Origin of the sequence: Solirubrobacter pauli (genome assembly GCF_003633755.1) — a bacterium.
GTDB classification, from domain to species: Bacteria; Actinomycetota; Thermoleophilia; order Solirubrobacterales; family Solirubrobacteraceae; genus Solirubrobacter; species Solirubrobacter pauli.
Genome location: NZ_RBIL01000001.1, coordinates 97,826 through 114,191 on the forward strand (window position 1 = coordinate 97,826; position 16,366 = coordinate 114,191).

At 73.0% G+C, this 16,366-nt stretch carries 11 protein-coding genes; 4 read left to right on the forward strand and 7 right to left on the reverse strand.

What is annotated here, in order from left to right:
- Positions 1–4: 4 nt before the first annotated feature.
- The 5 genes from C8N24_RS00500 to C8N24_RS00520 form a co-directional block, all read right to left on the reverse strand.
- The gene (locus C8N24_RS00500) at positions 5–250 is read right to left on the reverse strand and encodes a hypothetical protein (protein WP_121246745.1); all 246 of its coding nucleotides are present in this window, start codon (positions 248–250) and stop codon (positions 5–7) included.
- 46 nt (positions 251–296) lie between these two features.
- A complete protein-coding gene (locus tag C8N24_RS00505) occupies positions 297–782 on the reverse strand; it encodes a J domain-containing protein (protein WP_121246747.1) in 486 nt (161 codons plus the stop codon).
- A 75-nt stretch (positions 783–857) separates the two neighbouring features.
- Positions 858–1,124, reverse strand: coding sequence for an anti-sigma factor family protein (locus C8N24_RS00510; protein WP_211339791.1), 267 nt, complete (start codon positions 1,122–1,124; stop codon positions 858–860).
- Positions 1,121–1,780, reverse strand: a complete 660-nt coding sequence (locus C8N24_RS00515) for an RNA polymerase sigma factor (RefSeq protein WP_211339792.1) — start codon at positions 1,778–1,780, stop codon at positions 1,121–1,123. Before C8N24_RS00515 ends, C8N24_RS00510 begins: the two co-directional genes overlap by 4 nt.
- Before the next feature lie 83 nt (positions 1,781–1,863).
- Positions 1,864–2,934 (reverse strand): lactonase family protein, encoded by a 1,071-nt coding sequence (locus C8N24_RS00520; protein WP_121246751.1) that lies wholly within the window; start codon positions 2,932–2,934, stop codon positions 1,864–1,866.
- A gap of 258 nt (positions 2,935–3,192) precedes the next feature.
- Here C8N24_RS00520 and C8N24_RS00525 point away from each other — a divergent pair, with 258 nt between their 5' ends.
- Genes C8N24_RS00525 through C8N24_RS00540 form a run of 4 tightly spaced genes read left to right on the forward strand, consistent with a single transcriptional unit; the run spans position 3,193 to position 14,949 of the window.
- Entirely contained in the window at positions 3,193–6,687 is a 3,495-nt protein-coding gene (locus tag C8N24_RS00525; protein ID WP_121246753.1) for a Calx-beta domain-containing protein, read from the forward strand.
- Positions 6,684–9,551 carry a translocation/assembly module TamB domain-containing protein gene (locus C8N24_RS00530; RefSeq protein ID WP_121246755.1) on the forward strand — a complete coding sequence of 956 codons (2,868 nt, stop codon included), beginning with the start codon at positions 6,684–6,686 and terminating at the stop codon, positions 9,549–9,551. Before C8N24_RS00525 ends, C8N24_RS00530 begins: the two co-directional genes overlap by 4 nt.
- Complete coding sequence (locus tag C8N24_RS00535; protein ID WP_121246757.1) at positions 9,548–12,460, forward strand: hypothetical protein; 2,913 nt, start codon at positions 9,548–9,550, stop codon at positions 12,458–12,460. The genes C8N24_RS00530 and C8N24_RS00535 overlap by 4 nt, the downstream gene beginning before the upstream one ends.
- Positions 12,461–12,462: 2 nt before the next feature.
- Positions 12,463–14,949 (forward strand): esterase/lipase family protein, encoded by a 2,487-nt coding sequence (locus C8N24_RS00540; protein WP_121246759.1) that lies wholly within the window; start codon positions 12,463–12,465, stop codon positions 14,947–14,949.
- Between the two features lie 28 nt (positions 14,950–14,977).
- Here the strand turns inward: C8N24_RS00540 and C8N24_RS34515 are convergent, their stop codons facing one another.
- The gene (locus tag C8N24_RS34515; protein ID WP_211339793.1) at positions 14,978–15,181 is read right to left on the reverse strand and encodes a hypothetical protein; all 204 of its coding nucleotides are present in this window, start codon (positions 15,179–15,181) and stop codon (positions 14,978–14,980) included.
- Complete coding sequence (locus C8N24_RS00545; RefSeq protein ID WP_211339794.1) at positions 15,178–16,092, reverse strand: radical SAM protein; 915 nt, start codon at positions 16,090–16,092, stop codon at positions 15,178–15,180. The genes C8N24_RS34515 and C8N24_RS00545 overlap by 4 nt, the downstream gene beginning before the upstream one ends.
- Positions 16,093–16,366: the final 274 nt, after the last annotated feature.

Genomic DNA, 16,366 nt, shown 5'->3' on the forward strand with positions numbered 1-16,366 from the left:
AGACCTAGTCCAGGACCTCGATGGTCACGCGGACGTTGGCGAGCTCGAACCGCTCCGACGGCGAACGGCCTTCGCGCAACGCGTCGACCGCCCCGTCCTCGAACATCTCGCGGATCTTCACCCCGAGGTCGTCGCGGAAGCTCTCGCCGGCCCCAGTGACGATCCGCTCCCCGGCGTAGACGTTCCACGCGCCGGTCGTCTCGATCACCTGGAGCCGCCCCACGAACTCGAGCTTCCGTCCCCGTTCCATGCGGCCATCCTCCCACGCCGCGCCCGGCGTTGGAAAGGGCGGCGGCTCAGCGACGCTCGAGCCGCGACACGACGTCGTCGAGCAGCTCGCCCACGCGCTGCGCGGCGGGGTGCCGGCGCCCTTCGGCGATCCGGTCGGAGAGCTCGTCGCGGATGTCGCCGAGGATCTTGCCGAAGCTGCCCTCGGTGTTCTCGGGGACCGGCTCGCCCGCCCCCTCCGCCGCGGCCTCCCGCGCGGCGCGCCGCGCGCGCTCGCGGGCGGCGTGCGCCTCGCGCAGCTCACGCTCGAGCGTCGCCATCCGCTCCTTCACGGAGTCGGCCGCCTCGGCTGCCCGGCTCGGCCGCGCCGCCCGCGGACGGGCGCGGACCTCCTCGTACGCCTCCTGGATCTCCGCGAAGCGCCGCGCGGACGCCTCCGAGCCACCGTTGCGGTCGGGATGGTGCAGCTTGACCAGACGCCGATAGGCGTCGTGCAACTCCTCGGCCGACGCTCCGGGAGCAACCTCGAGGACGCGGTACGGATCCCTGGGCATGCGTTGAACCTAGCCGACAGCACGGGCGCTGACGTGCCCTGCCGGCGCGGGAGCGGACCGCGGGCGATCGCCGGGTTACGCGTCGTTCGCCCGTTGTGCGCGGAAGGCCGCGAGCAGGACGTCGACGCCCTCCGCTGGGACGTCCTCGGCGCGCAGCGCGCCCGTCAGCCGCCGCGTCGCTCGCATCTGCTCGACGTAGGCGGCGCAGCCGTCGCACCGGGCCAGGTGGTGGTCGACGACGCGCTGCTCGGAAGCGGGGAGCGCACCTTCGAGGTAGTCGGTGACGCGTTCGACGAGCTCCTGGCAGGCGATGTCTCGCGGCGTCCTCCGGAACATGCTCATGCGGCCATCACCTCCCCGCCAAGGTAGCGCTCGAGCGCCTGGCGGACCTTCGAGCGCGCGCGGTGCAGGAGGACGCGCTGGTTGCCCATCGAGACGCCGAGGAGCTCGCACACCTCGTCGGCGTCCCAGCCCTCGACGTCACGCAGCCGGATGACGGCCCGCTGGGCGGTCGGGAGCCGCTCGATCGCGTCGGCGATGTGCGCGAGGGTCTCCTGGGAGAGCAGCCGCTCCTCGGGCAACGTCTCCCACGGGGCGGGTGGCGCGGCCCAGTGGTGGGGATAGGGGTCGCCGGCACCCTGGAAGCGTCCGGGGTCGACCGCGGGCTCGTCGCCCGCGGCGTCGCGGGCCGCCACGGCGGAGAACGGCACGCTGCGGGCCTCCGCCACCCCGCGGGTCTTGGCGCGGTTGGTGAGGATGCGGAACAGCCAGGTCTTGAGCGTCGAGCGGCCTTCGAACCGCTCCAGGCCCCGGATGACGGCCAGCCACGTCTCCTGCACGACCTCCTCGGCGGCCTGGCGGTCGCGCACGTGCAGGCGCGCGACGTGCAGCATCGTCGCGCTGTAGCGCTCGACCAGCGCGCGGAAGGCGTGCTCGTCGCCGCGGCGCAGGCGCGCGAGGAGCTCGGCGTCAGGATCGGCTGAAACCGGCGTGGCCACCGTACGCGCGACGCTACACCGCGTCACGGGCCGCCGCCAGGCGGCCACGGCACAGCGTGCCGTGGCCGCCTCGGTGGTCATGGTCAGCGGGCCGCGAGCCCGGCCAGCTGGCCGGCGCCGAGGTTGGCGACGCCCGGCAGCGCGTCCAGGCCGCCGTCGTCGCGGACGCGGTACGCGGTGATCTCGCCGGCGGCGGGGTTGATGGCGTACAGGTAGCCGCCCGCGACCGCGAGGTCGTTCGGGCGCGGCGCCGTGGCCGTGAGGCCTCCGGGGGTGAGCGCGGTCAGGCTGCCGTCGCGGGCGAGCGCGAAGCCGGAGAGGCTGCCGGTCGCGTTGCCGGTGTAGGCGAAGCGCCCGTCGCCGGTGACGACGACCCAGCACGCGGCGCCCTGGCCGACCGGCAGCGCGGACGTGATCGGGCGCAGCGCTCCGGTGCCCGCGAGCCGGTACGAGGAGACCGTGCTCGTGCCCGCCTCGGACACGACCACGTCACCGCGCGGCGAGAACGCGAACCCGAACGGCACCTCGCCGCCGGACGCGGTCACGACCGGCGCGCCGATCCGGCCGAACCGCAGCGGCAGCGTCTCGAGGCGGTTCGAGCCGCGCTCGGTCACGACCAGGTCGCGCCCGTCGGGAGCGACTGAGACCTGCGCGGCGCCGGCCGCGCCGGCGGTCAGCGGCACGGTCGTGCGGGGGCGCAGGCGGCCGGAGCCGTCGAGGTCGAAGCCGGTGACGTTGGCCACGCCGTCACGGTTGAGGACGTAGGCGTGGCCGTCGGCGATGTCGACGGAGACGGGCGTGGTGCCGCCCGAGGGCTGGCGGTCGACGAGCGTCAGGTGCCCGCGCCGGCCGATCCGGAACGCCGCGATGTCGTTGGAGCCGGCGTCGACCGCGATCAGCAGCCGCCCGTCGTCGGACAGCGCCACGGCGCCCTGGGACTGGAGCGTGACGCCCGTGCCGACGCCACCGGTCCGGTACGTGGCGACCGGCGTCAACGCGCCGTCCGGCCCGCGGTCGAACCGGTGCACGGCGTTGCCGGTCGGCGCGTTGGTCTGGGTGTACACGGCACCGCCCACGTCCGCCATGGCGGACCCGGTGAACAGCATGGCGAAGCCGACCGCGAGCGGAGCCGCGGCGCGCAGCTGGACCTTCATCTTGAGGAGCCTCCTGGGGATGGAGTTCGTTGTCGGAGGCCTAGTCGCGGCGTCCGCGAATGCGTTACAACCGATGTGCCGAGCTCACCCCCTCACCCTCGACTCGAGGCTGAGGTTCGGTCTCGCCGTGGACGGTTTCCCACACCCCCTGACGTGGCCCCGGTGGAGGTAGCCGCACCCTAATGGGTACGTGCGGCCTATTTCTGGGGTGGCCCTCCATTGTCGGGGTGTGGCGGGTGAGCGACGTTGGCCGCAGACATGGCCACGCTCCTTCGCACACTCGCCGCCGGGCTCGTCCTGGCGGGCTTGATCCCGGCCGTCGCGCATGGTGCTGCGCGGCCTGGTCCATTGCTCTACGCCACGGATGGCGGGCAGCTCGTATCGCTCCCTCCGACGCCGAACGCCGCGCCGTTCCCCGTCCTCGAGACCGGCGTCTTCAAGTACGCGACCCCGGACGTCTCGCCCGACGGCAAGACCGTCCTCTACGTCACCTCGGACTTCCGCATCGCCCGGGTCCCGATCGGCGGCGGTGAGCCCGAGACCCTCTACCGGCCGGTCGGCGACAACCCGTACACCGACTCGCCGGTGTGGCGACCCGACGGCCGGGCGTACGCGTTCACGCGCGCCACGGCCGGCGGGTACGAGATCGTCGTCCGCACGGTCAGCAACGAGGAGTCGACGATCCCGTTCCCGGGCGGCGGGTACGCCTCGCGGCTCTCGTGGAACCCGGACGGGCACGAGCTGGCCGTCGCGTGGACGAGCGGCTCGGACCGGATGTCGCTGGTCGACGTCGACACCGGCGTCTTCAGCCCGCTGCGTCCGCAGGACGCGAGCAACCCGAACATCGCCGGCTACGCGCCCGACTTCTCGCCGGACGGCAAGTCGATCGTCTTCCGCCAGCACGTCTACGACCCCGAGACGGCGATGGGCACCAGCCGCCTCATGGTGATGCCGGTCGAGGCCGGAGGCGTCCCCGAGCGGGTGCTGGCCACGGCCAACGCCGAGACGTTCCGGGGCGCGACCTGGTCGCCGTCCGGCACCCAGGTCGCCTGGGGCGCCTCCGGCAGCCGGACGGGTGAGGCGAAGCCGGGCACCGACACCGTGGTCGCCAACGTCGACGGCTCCGGCACGACCGTCCTGCGGCGCACCTACTCGCCCGACTCGCCGGTCTCGCAGGCGATGGACTGGGGCACGAGCGCCGAGCCCTCCACCGAGGGCCGGGTGTTCTTCCAGCGCGGAGGCCAGGTCTGGCGTGCGAACGCGGACGGCAGCGAGCCGACCGCGCTCGTCGACGGCGCCGAGGTGTCCGTCTCCGCCGACGGCACGCGCATCGCGTACCTCGTCGACAACGACGTCTACACGGCCACGCCGAGCGGCAAGGGCGTGCGCCGCGTGACCACGACCGGCGCCCGCGAGTGGTACCCGGCGATGAGCCCGGACGGCACGAAGGTCGCGTTCTCGCGCGTCGACGAGCTCGGCAGCTGGAACCTGTGGACCGCCAACGCGGACGGCTCCGGCGGCGAGCAGATGGTCGCCATGACCGGCGGGCGCAACCAGGACGCCGCCTGGTCCCCCGACGGCACGCGGATCGCGTTCACCTCGGTCGGCCGCAGCACCCCGGACCTCCGGATCGTCGACGCCGACGGCACCAACGAGACCGACCTGCGCACGCCCGGCCGCTACCCCGCGTGGAGCCCCGACGGCCAGCACCTCCTCTACACGGACACGGCGAGCAACTACACGGCGCAGATCTTCGTGACCGAGCCGAGGATCGGCGGACCGCGCCGGCAGCTGACCACGGACGCCCGCGGTGCGCGTCGCGCGTCCTACTCGCCCGACGGCACCGCGTTCGTCTACCAGAGTGACGCCGGCGGCTTGTACAAGGCGTTCGAGGACGGCACCGGCGTGACCCGCGTCACGGCCGAGAACGACCAGGAGCCCGCGTGGGGTCCGCTGCCGCAGCCGCCGAAGGCCACCGTGGCCGACCTGACGATCGCCGAGGGCGCCTCGGCCACCGCGACGCTGACGCTCAACAAGGTCTCCGAGGAGGACGCGGTCGTGCGCGTGGTCTCTCACCACGGCACCGCGACGGCCGCCGACTACACCGCGGTGGACCGCGAGGTCACGGTCCCGGCCGGCCAGCTGACCGCGACGTTCGCCGTCGCCACCACGCAGGACAGCACCGATGAGCCCGACGAGACGTTCACGCTCGCGCTGACGACGGTGAGCAATGCGACCGCCGGCCCGGCCGCGACCGTGACGATCACCGACGACGACGCCCCGCCGGCCCTGTCGGTGACCGACGTCGACATGGACGAGGGCGACCTCGGATTCACCGACGCGGTCTTCACCGTGCGCCTGAGCGCCGAGTCGGGCTGGACCGTGAACGTCCGCGCCAGGACCGTCGACGGCACGGCCGTCGCCCCGGCCGACTTCACGGCGGTCGAGCAGCGCCTCGCGTTCGCCCCGGGCGAGACGGTGAAGGAGGTGCGCGTCCCGGTGTTCGGCGACACCCAGCGGGAAGCCGACGAGCGGTTCGAGCTCGCGCTCGACCAGCTCGAGCACGTCACCGGCCCGGCGCGCGCCGCCCACGCGACGCTGCGCAACGACGACACCGACGGCGAGCTGCCGGACACCCGCGTCGAGACCGGCCCGACCGGCCTCGTCAACGTGTCCGCGCCGACGTTCACCTTCATCGGCTCCGTGCCCGGCGGCCGCTTCGAGTGCCGCCTCGACGGTGGCACCTGGTACGCGTGCACCACCCCGCACCGCACCCGCACGGTGATCGACGGCGAGCACCGCTTCCAGGTGCGCGCGCTCGACGGCGCCCTGGTCGACCCGGACCCCGCCGAGCGGACGTTCACGGTCGACACGGCCGCTCCGTCGACGACGATCGTGTCCGGCCCGAAGGCGCTCACGAGCGATCGCTCCCCGGTCTTCGTGCTCGCGTCCGACGACGCCGAGGCGACCTTCGAGTGCCGCCTCGACTCAGGCGACTGGGCACCGTGCGCGTCACCGGCGAAATACGCCGACCTCGCCGACGGCACGTACCGGTTCGCCGTCCGCGCCCGTGACCGGGCCGGCAACGTCGACGACACGCCCGCCACGCGGACGTTCACGATCGACACGGTCGCGCCCGACACGGTGTTCACCGCGACGCTGGCGTCCGCGCCCGCGCCGCCGGTCGGCATGGGCACGTCCACGTTCGCGGTCAGCCCGAGCGGCGTCGCCTCGCTGGGCGTCACCTGCCCGGCCGGCGCGCCCAGCGCGTGCGAGGGCCAGCTGGCGATCGACCGCGAGAGCGGGCGTGCGAGTGCGGCCGCGACGATCCCGATCGCGTCGACGCGTTACTCGGTCGCGCCCGGCCAGACCAAGCTGGTCGCCGTCACGCTGCCGGACGCCGCGCGCTGGGTGATCGAGCGCGAGGGCAAGATGGCGGCGATCGTCCGGCTGGAGCCGCGCCGCGGCGCCACGACACGCCGCCCGATCACCTTCAGGGCCTCGCGCAACCAGCCGCGCTTCCTCGACGCCGGGCTGAGCGTCCAGGTCAGGCGAGGTGTGGCGAAGCTGCGCGTGCGCTGCGCGAAGCGGTGCAAGGGCACGCTCACCGTCGCCGTCGGTGGCAAGCGGGTCGGCAAGGCCGCCATCCGCAACGGCGCCGTGAAGGTCCGCGTCGCCAAGCGCGGCACCGCGGTCGTCAAGTTCAAGACCAAGCGGGTCACCGTGACCCTGACCTCCGGAGGGAACCGATGAAGCGCGTGGTCGTGGCCACCCTGGCCACCCTGGCGCTCGCTGCGCCCGCGCACGGCGCGAGCCTGCCGCTCGACGGACCGAGCGGCTCCACCAACGACGCGACCCCCACGTTCACGTGGGAAGGCGCCGGTGCGACCTGCGCGGTCGACGGCGCCGACGCGACGCCCTGCATCTCGCCCGTGACCCTCGAGCGGCTGGCCGACGGCCCGCACAGCTTCGAGGTCGTGGTCGGCGAGGAGCGCGCCGCGCGCACGTTCCGCGTGGACACGGTCGCGCCCTCGCTCGCGGTCGACGGCGTCAACTTCACCGCGGAAGACGGCGCCGTCACCACCTGCGCCGTCGGCGACACGCCGGCCGCCCCGTGCGAGTCGCCCTGGAGCCCGAGCCTGCCGAACGGCTCGCACGCGCTCCACGTGACCGCGACCGACGCCGCCGGCAACACGACCACGCGGACGCGCATGGTGCAGGTCAGCGTCGCCGACCCGGAGACCACCATCACGGCCGGCCCGACGGGCACGACCGAGGACGCGCAGCCGCTGTTCGCGTTCGCCGGCGGCGCGTCCTACGCGTGCACGCTCGACGGCGTCGCCGTCGACTGCGGGTCCAGCTACCGGACGCCCGCCCTCGCCGCCGGCGAGCACACGCTCACCGTCGCCGCACGTGACACCGCCGGCAACGTCGACCCGACGCCCGCGCAGCGCACGTTCACGGTCGTCGCCTGCCAGACCGGCGTGACGCTCGGCGCGGTCGAGATCGCCGCCAAGTGCCTGCACGACGACGGCACGGGCGCGCTCGTCACCTCGGGTGCGATCAAGCTCAACGGCATCACGCTCAACCCGCAGCGTGAGGTGCGGATCACGCCCGAGACGCGCCGCATCCGCATCGCGGGCGTGCAGCTCAAGCTCGGCACGATCGTGCTCTTCCAGGGCAACCTGGACTTCACCGTCCCGGCCGACGCGACGTTCCGCCTCGCGACGATCGACCTCACCAACCACACGCGCACGGACGAGAAGGGCGACTCCGAGGCAGCGCTCGACCTCCCGGGCTCCGACGACTCCAACGTCGCCGGCTTCCCGCTCAAGGGCCTCGCCACGCTCGACCTCGACAACGGCCGCACGGTCCTGGACGCGAACATCGAGCTCCCGGAGGTGTTCACCGACGCCGAGGGCAACGGCCTGACCGGCCACCTGAAGCTCAGCGCCGACAACGAGACCGGGGTGCACCTGGACGAGGCGAAGGTCACCGCCCCGCTGGCCTTCATCGGCAAGCTGGAGCTGCACGACCTTTTCGTGTCGTTCACCGACAAGGGCACCGGCCCGGTGTCGAGCACGTGCAACACGGAGACACCGGGCCTGCGCTGGGAGGGCGGCGCGTCGGCGATCGTCGTCCCGGTGCCGGGCAACCTGCGCCTGGAGGACGTGGGCGTCGGGTTCGCCGACGGCGCGCTCTCGCACGCCGAGGCGACCTGGAAGCCGAGCGGCGACGGCGCCTCGCTGGGCGGCGGCGTCAAGGTCCAGAAGCTGTCCGTGTCGCTGTGCACGGGCCCGCCGCTCGTGCTCGCCGGCCGCGCCGCGCTGACGGCGCTCCCCGGCGCCGACGGCAAGCCGCGCCTGACGATCCCCGAGGCCGGCCTGAAGTTCACCGCGGGCGATCCGTGGACGATCCGCGCCGAAGCGCCGCTCGCGACGCTCAACCTCGGCACCCCGATGGAGTTCCGCGACCTGTACGTCGCGGTCAACTCCGCCGGCGGCGTCGACTTCGGCGGCGGCGTGAACTTCGCCATCGACCTCAAGGGCAACGTCGGCGTCGGCGACCTCGACGCCGCCGTGAAGGTCGACGCGTCCCTGAAGGGCTTCTTCGAAGGCTCGAAGTTCAACGCCGACCTCAAGGCCACGGGCTGCTTCGGCGGCACGCTGACGATCGGCGCGCCGATCCCGTTCTCCGACATCTGCCCGCAGGTCGACGGCGTGATCTCGTCCACCGGCCTCGCGGTCTGCGGCTCGCTGGCCGTCGGCGGGAAGAACCTCGGGCGCATCGGCGCCGGCCTCAAGTGGGGCGGCCCGCTGGAGTTCATGGGCAGCACCTGCGACGTCGGGCGCTGGCGCGTCGAGAAGACCGCGGGCGCGGCCGCCATCGGCGACCGCAGCGTGCACATCCCCGCCGAGCGCGGCGTGCTCGTCGCCGTGCGCGGGACGCACACGGCGCCGGACGTCAAGCTCGGCGACCTCATCACCACGTCCGGCGACGTGACGCGGGCCGCCGACGCGCTCGCGTTCACCAACCGCGCGACGAAGACGACCTACATCGCGCTCAGCAAGCCGAAGGGCGGGCGCTACACGGTCACCGGCGACGGCATCGCCGACGTCAGGGTCGCGCCGCTGCTCGCCCCGGCCAAGGTGCGCGGCTCGCTCGCGCATGGTGTGCTCCGCTACCGCGCCGACCAGCCCGTGAAGCTGATCGAGCGCGGCCGCGGCGTCAACCGCGTGCTCGGCACGGTGTCCGGGAAGGGCCTGATGCGCTTCACCCCGGCCTCGGGCCGGGGCGGCGTCCGCCGGATCGAGGCGGTCGTCGAGCGCAACGGCGAGCGCCGCACGCTCGCCACCTTCAAGGCCAAGGGCCGCGCCAAGCCGGCCAAGCCGCGCGCGGTGCGCGTGGCGAAGAACCTCATCCGCTGGAGCGGCTCGTCCAAGCGCTACGGCATCCGCGTCTCGGTCTCGGACGGCCGTGACCTCTTCTTCCTCACCCGCGGGCGCACGTTGCGCGTCCCCGGGATCGACCGCCGCTCGGTGAGCGTACGCGTCGTCGGCCTGCGCGCCGACAACACGCACGGCCCGGCCGGCACGGCACGGAGCCCGAAGCGATGAAGCGCCTCATCCTCCCGATCACCCTGCTCGCACTGCTCGTGCTGCTCGCGGGGACCGCGTTGGCCGCCGACACGACCGTGTCCGGCGACGGCCCGACGTTCACGTTCGCCTCCACCGAGCCGGGCGCGACGTTCGAGTGCGCGGTCGACGGCGGCGCCTGGGCGGCGTGCGCCTCACCCCACACGGTGCGCGTGGCCGACGGCCCGCACACCTTCAGCGTGCGCGCGATCGACGCCGCCGGCAACGCCGACACGACGCCGGCGACCAAGGCGTTCGACGTCGACACCTCCGGCATCGAGACGCTCATCAGCGCCGGCCCCGAAGGCCTGACGAACGACCCGACGCCGACTTACAGCTTCGGCTCCGAGAGCAAGGGCGCGACCTTCGAGTGCCGCGTGCGCTCCGAATGGGCGCCGTGCGTCTCGCCGTTCACGCTGCCGAAGCTCAGCAGCGGCAGCTACGTGTTCGAGGTCCGTGGTGTCGTCGGCGCGCGCAAGGACGGCTCCCCCGCCCGCCGCGCGTTCACGGTCGACGCGGACGCGCCGGAGACGACCCTGACCGGCGGTCCGGCCGAGGGCGAGACCACGAACCTGCGCTCGCCCGTCTTCACGTACGCGAGCGAGCCGGGCGCGGCCTTCGAGTGCCGCGTCGATCCGGTCACCAAGGCCGGCGTCGAGCTCGTGGCCTGGGGCACGTGCGGCCCGATCCCGGCGCTCAAGGGCGGCCCGCACACGTTCGAGGTGCGCGCGGTGGACGCGGCCGGCAACGCGGACCCGACACCCGCCAAGCGCACGTTCGCCGTGCGCGCGTGCGAGCAGGTGGTGCGGCTCGGGCTCGTCGAGGCCCGTGGCGCGTGCCTGGAGGGCGACGGCGAGACCTACACCTCCACCCAGCCGGTCACCGTCAACGGGCTGCCGCTCGTCGGGCCGAAGATCGAGGTCTCGGCGACCAAGGTCGCGGTCAAGGGCGTCAAGCTCGAGATCGCCGGGATCGAGCTCTACAAGGGCGACCTGAGCCTGACGATCCCGAAGGGCGACACCGAGGTGGAGGTCGCCTCGTTCCCGGTCGCCGGCAAGAAGCTGTTCGGGATGCAGGTCGGCGGCAAGGCCAGCCTGCGCTTCGGCCGCGGCTCCGCGGTGCTCGCGCTCAACGTCGCGCTGCCGGACATCTTCAAGACCGGCACGGCCGCCAACGCGACCGCGGTCACCGGTGACGTCGCGATCCGCATGGACGCGGCGAACGGGGTCCAGCTCGACGGGCTGAAGGTCGACGTCGGCAACGCGTACATCGGCCCGCTCGTGGTCGAGAAGCTGTGCCTGTCGTACCTGAAGGCCGGCGCCACGTTCGTCGCCGGCTGCCAGGCGCCGACCGTCGGCGGCAAGGCGGGGCAGCCGTTCATCCAGTGCGCGGTCGACACGCAGGTGGACCGCTGGGACGGCTCGCTGGCGATCGTCCTGCCGACCGCCTCCAAGACCCGCATCGGCATGTGGGGCGGGCTCTCCGGCGGCCAGTTCGGCCACGCCGGCGCGTTCGTCGACCGGCTGGGCACCGCGGTGCCGCTCGCGCCGGGCGTCTTCCTCGACCGCGTCGCGCTGGGCGTGTGCGTGAACCCGCCGCCGCTGAAGGTCAAGGGCGAGGTCGGCATCGGCTTCGGCCCCGACTACAACGGCGCCAAGGCGATCGGCCTCAACGGCTGGTTCCAGTACACGGGCGGCACGCCGTGGCTGATCGAGGCGGGCGGCTCGCTGAGCGTGTTCGGCACGCAGATGGCCGACGCCAGCTTCTCCTACGAGTCCTCCGGGATGGTCAGGTTCGGCTTCCACGCCGGGTTCAACTTCGGCAAGGCGGCGACGTTCGACGGCCGTGTCGACGGGTGGGTCCAGACGGGCACGCCGAACTTCAACGTCGAGGGCGGCGTGGCCGTCTGCAACAAGACGCTGGGCTGCCTCAACGCCAACGCGGTCGTCTCGAACATCGGCGTCGCCGGTTGCGCGGGCATCGACACGTGGCTGGGCAAGATCAACGTCGGCGCGGGCTACACGTTCCGCACCAAGGAGGTCGACGTGATGCTCGCGGGCTGCGACATCGGCCCGTACCGCGCCAAGGCCGCGCAGGTCGGCGGCACCCGGTTCCACGTCGGGCGCAAGGCGGCCGCCGTGGTCGTGCGGGTGCGGGGCCGCGGCGGCGTCCCGAAGGTCGCGCTCGTCGGACCGGACGGGCGCCGCGTGTCCACCGACGTGCCCGACGGCCAGGGCTTCAAGAACCGCGACTACATGATCATGAGCGACGAGGACCACGGTGCCGTGTCCGTCCTGGTCGCGAGCCCCGCCGCCGGCGACTGGCACGTCGAGACGCTGCCCGGCTCCGTCGAGGTCGCCGGCCTGGACGTCGCCGACCCGCGCCCGGAGACCGAGATCGAGGCGAAGGTCGTCGGCCGCCGCGAGCTGCGGTACGAGTACACGCCGCAACCGGGTGAGACCGTCACGTTCGTCGAGCGCGGCCTGCACACCGCGCAGGCCCTCGGCACGGCGCGGGCGGGCAAGCACACGCTCCGCTTCACGCCCGGCGCCGGCGGCGCCGGCGTGCGCAACGTCGTCGCCCAGATCACGCAGGACGGCAAGCCGCGCGAGAACGTCAAGGTGGCGTCGTTCGTCGCTTCGGCGGACCGGCTGCCCGCCCGCCCGAAGGTCACGATCAAGCGCAAGGGCCAGTTCGTCCGCATCGCCTGGAAGAGCCGCGCGGACCGCGTGGACATCAGCTACCGCACGGCCGCGGGCGCCTCGAAGCTCGTCGCCGGCCGCAAGCCGCGCGGGGCGATCCGCGTCCGCGCCACCCGTATGACCGTCACCGTCCGCGGCCTGCGTGCCGACGGTCGCAGCGGCAAGCCCACGACCCGGAAGGTCAAGTGAAGATGAAGCGCGCACTGATGCTCGCGCTGTCCGCCGCGGCGCTGCTCGCGCCCGCGGCGGCGCAGGCCCGCACGGACGACCTCGCCAAGCCGATCGTGTTCCTCACCGGCGGCGACGAGCTGTCCTGCTCGACCTTCTCCCCCATGCAGGCGGCGTTCGAGAAGTTCAACACCACGGTCGCGGGCGCCAAGGTGCAGCTCGCCGGGACGATGCGGACCGTCGGCGTGAACGGGTCCAGCGGCTGCACCGCGACGCTGCCGTCCTCGGGCGGCGCGTCGATCGAGCAGCTCGGCGACCAGTTCGCCACGTGGGTCGTCGGCCAGTACGACGACAAGACGATCGATGTGGTCGCCTTCGGGCGCGGCGGGCTGATCCTGCGCAGCGCGCTCGCACAGCGGCCCAAGCTCCGCGTCGAGGACGCGGTGACGATCGGCACGCCACACGCCGGCTCCACCCTGCACCGCAACCCGCAGGGTGACGGGGGCACCGACTGGTCGGTGATCGCCTCCGCCGCGGACGCGGTCGTGCCGGTGGCCAGCGCCATCGACATGGACGCCGCGCACAAGACGATCTACGCGAAGGTCACGCGCGAGCAGCTGCTCACGGACGCGTCGACCAAGCGCAACCTGGCGATCCAGTACTCCCACGACGGGCTCGAGTTCCAGCCGTCCACCGGCGCGCCGCATCCGATCCAGCGCGTCGGCGAGGACCTCGTGTTCGGCAGCGACGGTGGTGGCGGCGGCTGCGCGTTCGCGGCCACGCAGCCGCACGAGTGCGGTGTCACGCCGATCATCATGCTCCCCGGGTTCGGCGCGTCCGAGCTGGTCTGCGACGAGGGCGGCAGCACGACCAACCTGTGGCCGGGCGCGATCAGCTGGGGGCCGAAGTTCCGCACGATGGCGCTCAACGCGCAGGGCACCGGGCCGGAGGTCAGCACCGAGTGCACGACGAGCATCCGGCCGACCGGCAACGCGCTCGAGTGCGTGCTCGCCTGCCGCAAGGACATCCACGCCGACTCGGTCGACTGGCTCAAGCGGATCGGCGGCCCGCACACCTACGTCTTCGGCTGGGACTTCCGCAAAGGCCCGGACAAGACGCTCAGGCGGCTCGACGCGTTCATCGACAAGGTCCGGCGTGACCACGCGGCGACGAAGGTCGCGATCGTCAGCCACTCCTACGGCGGCCTGCTCACGCGCTGGTACGTCGACGACCCGGACCGCGCGCAGAAGATCGCCCGCGTCGCCAACTTCGGCTCCCCGTACTGGGGCGCGCCGAAGGCCTGGTTCGCGGTCGCCTACGGCTACGAGACGCCGACCTGGGAGATGTCCGACAACATCGTCGACAACGCCAACTTCCTCCACTGGACCCGCAACCTGACCGGGATGTACTACCTGTTCCCGGGCCAGGCGTGGTTCGACCACATCCCCGGCAAGGGCAGCGCCTGGCTGGAGGTCAACGAGGCGCCGATGCGCAACACCACGCAGGCGGCGTGGGCGATCGGCCAGGCGGGCGGCAACGAGGCGTTGGCGAAGACCGTCGCCGCCGGCCACAAGGACCACATCGACGGCTTCAAGACGTACGGGGGCGCGATCGACTGGCGCATCTTCGTGGGCTCCGAGAAGCCGACGATGGGTCACGTCCGCGCCTACACCGACGACACCGACCCGCAGTTCTCGTGGATCAACGGCGACGGCACCGTGCCGCTGGTCTCCCAGCGGCAGTCGTTCCGTGCCGGCGACCGGCAGATGGGCGACCAGGTCAAGACGTACAACTTCTGCGACGTCAGCCACATGGGCGAGATGGAGGACGAGGACATCCAGGAGGCGGTCACGCCGTTCATCACGACCGGAGCGAACCCGGTCGTCGACGGCGAGACGCTGCGCGACGACCCCTGCCCGCTGGACACCAGCGAGTACGAGTTCGAGGGCGACGAGGACGACAAGTCGATCTCGATCTCCGAGGGCATCGAGGGCGTCAAAGCCAGCCGCGCACCGTCCCAGACGCCGGCGGCCACGGGTCCGATGTCGCTCGACGACGCCGAGCTCGCCGGGCTCGTCGACGTCGTGCGCGTGCCGGGCGCGCTGCGCTTCGTCACCACCACCCGCAAGCCGCTGACGGTGCGCGCCGCCGGCACCGGCACCGTGACCGTCACGCCGATCACCGGCGACGGCAAGGAGGGCAAGCCGCGCGTGTACGACCTCGGCGCGACGCCGATCGCGATCGCCGCCGACGGCGCCAAGACCCGCTCCGCGGCTCCCTCGCGGGCGGCGGACACGCGGGCCCCGCGGACGACCGCGATCATCAAGCGCGGCAAGCTCCGCGTGAAGGCCAAGGACGCCTCCGGCATCAAGGTCACGCTCGTCCAGGTGGGCAAGCGCCGGCCGCAGGTCTACAAGCGGCCGCTGCGCGTGGGCGCGCAGGCGAAGGTGCGCGTGTGGTCGGTCGACACGGCAGGCAACACCGAGCGCAAGCGGCTCGTCAAGCGCTGACGAGCCGCTCGCAAGCGCCGACGGAGGTTCAGCCCTGGTCACGCCCGTTGCTCAGGTAGCGGGCGTGGAGCTGACCACACGCGCTGTCGACCTCCGCGCCCGCCTGCCGCCGGCGGGTGGCGTGGACGCCGCTCGCCCGCAGGTGGGCGAGGAAGGCGTCGACGGCCCTCGGCGGGGGCGGCGCATACGTCGGGTCGGCGCCGGTCGCCGGGTTGTAGGCGATCACGCTCACGTGGAACAGCTCCGGGCGTGCCTGCGCGTGGACGAGCCGCGCGAGCTCGGTGGCGTGCGCCCGCGAGTCGTTGACCCGTCGATCAGCAGGTACGCGAGGTACGCCTTGCGGCGGGACGTGACCACATGGCGGTCGAGCACGTCGAGGTTCTCGGCCAGCGGGTAGCGACGTTCGAGCGGGATGAGCTCCGCGCGCTGGTCGGGGAAGGGCGAGTGGACCGAGAGCGTCACCGTGACCTGGGGTTGGGTCGTCGTGAGCGCTCGTAGCCGGGGAGCGAGTCCGACGGTCGAGACGGTGACGCGACGCGGGGAGAGCCCCGTCTCACGCAGCCGGGCCAGCGCGTCGAGCAGCCGCGGGTTGGCGAGCGCCTCCCCCATGCCCATGAACGCGACGCTGTCGGGCCGCTGCCCACGCCATACGGGATGGACGACCTGCCCGTGGATCTCGTCGACGCTGAGGTTGCGGCGCAGCCCGACCGCCCCGGTCGCGCAGAACGTGCAGCCCAGTCCACAGCCGGCCTGAGAGCTCACGCACAGGCTCGTCCAACCGCGCCGGTAGCGTGTCAGCACGCTCTCGAAGCGTGCGCCCGACGCGGTCTCGAACAGGGCCTTCTCCATCGCCTCCGCGCGTTGCACGGCGACGAGCCGGAGCGGCACGAGCCACGGCCCGAACTGCTGGGTGAGCGCCGCTCGCAGCGAGGCCGGAAGGGCGTGGACGTCTTCGAAGCGTGCGGCGCGGCCCTGGTGGAGCGCGTCGCTGATCTGGCGGAAGCGGTACGGCGGGGCGCCGTGCGCTTCCAGGAAGGCGCGCAGGGCTTCCAGCCGCCCGGTGGGCGGAGGGTTGGGCAGCGCGGACACGCTGTCGCGGTCTCGCTCGGTCGCGGGGACGCGCGGGTGCATGACACCGGTCATGGGTTGGCCTTTCGATGAGGGCGGACGCCGCGACGACGTGCCGCGGCGAAGAGCGAAGACGGACATTCGCGAGCGACCGGGAGGTCCCGGCCGGTCAGTCAGGGCGAATGTCAGTCAGCGCTGCGCATACGGCGGCTCGCAAGAGCCGACAGGCAATGTAGAAGGTCGCGCGCGGCGAGGACGACGCGAGCAGCGCCCATTCGTGCCGGTCTCTCGCTGCCGGTGAGACTGCCACCCGCTGTCCAGACCTACCGTCGGCTTCGATGACGCAGCC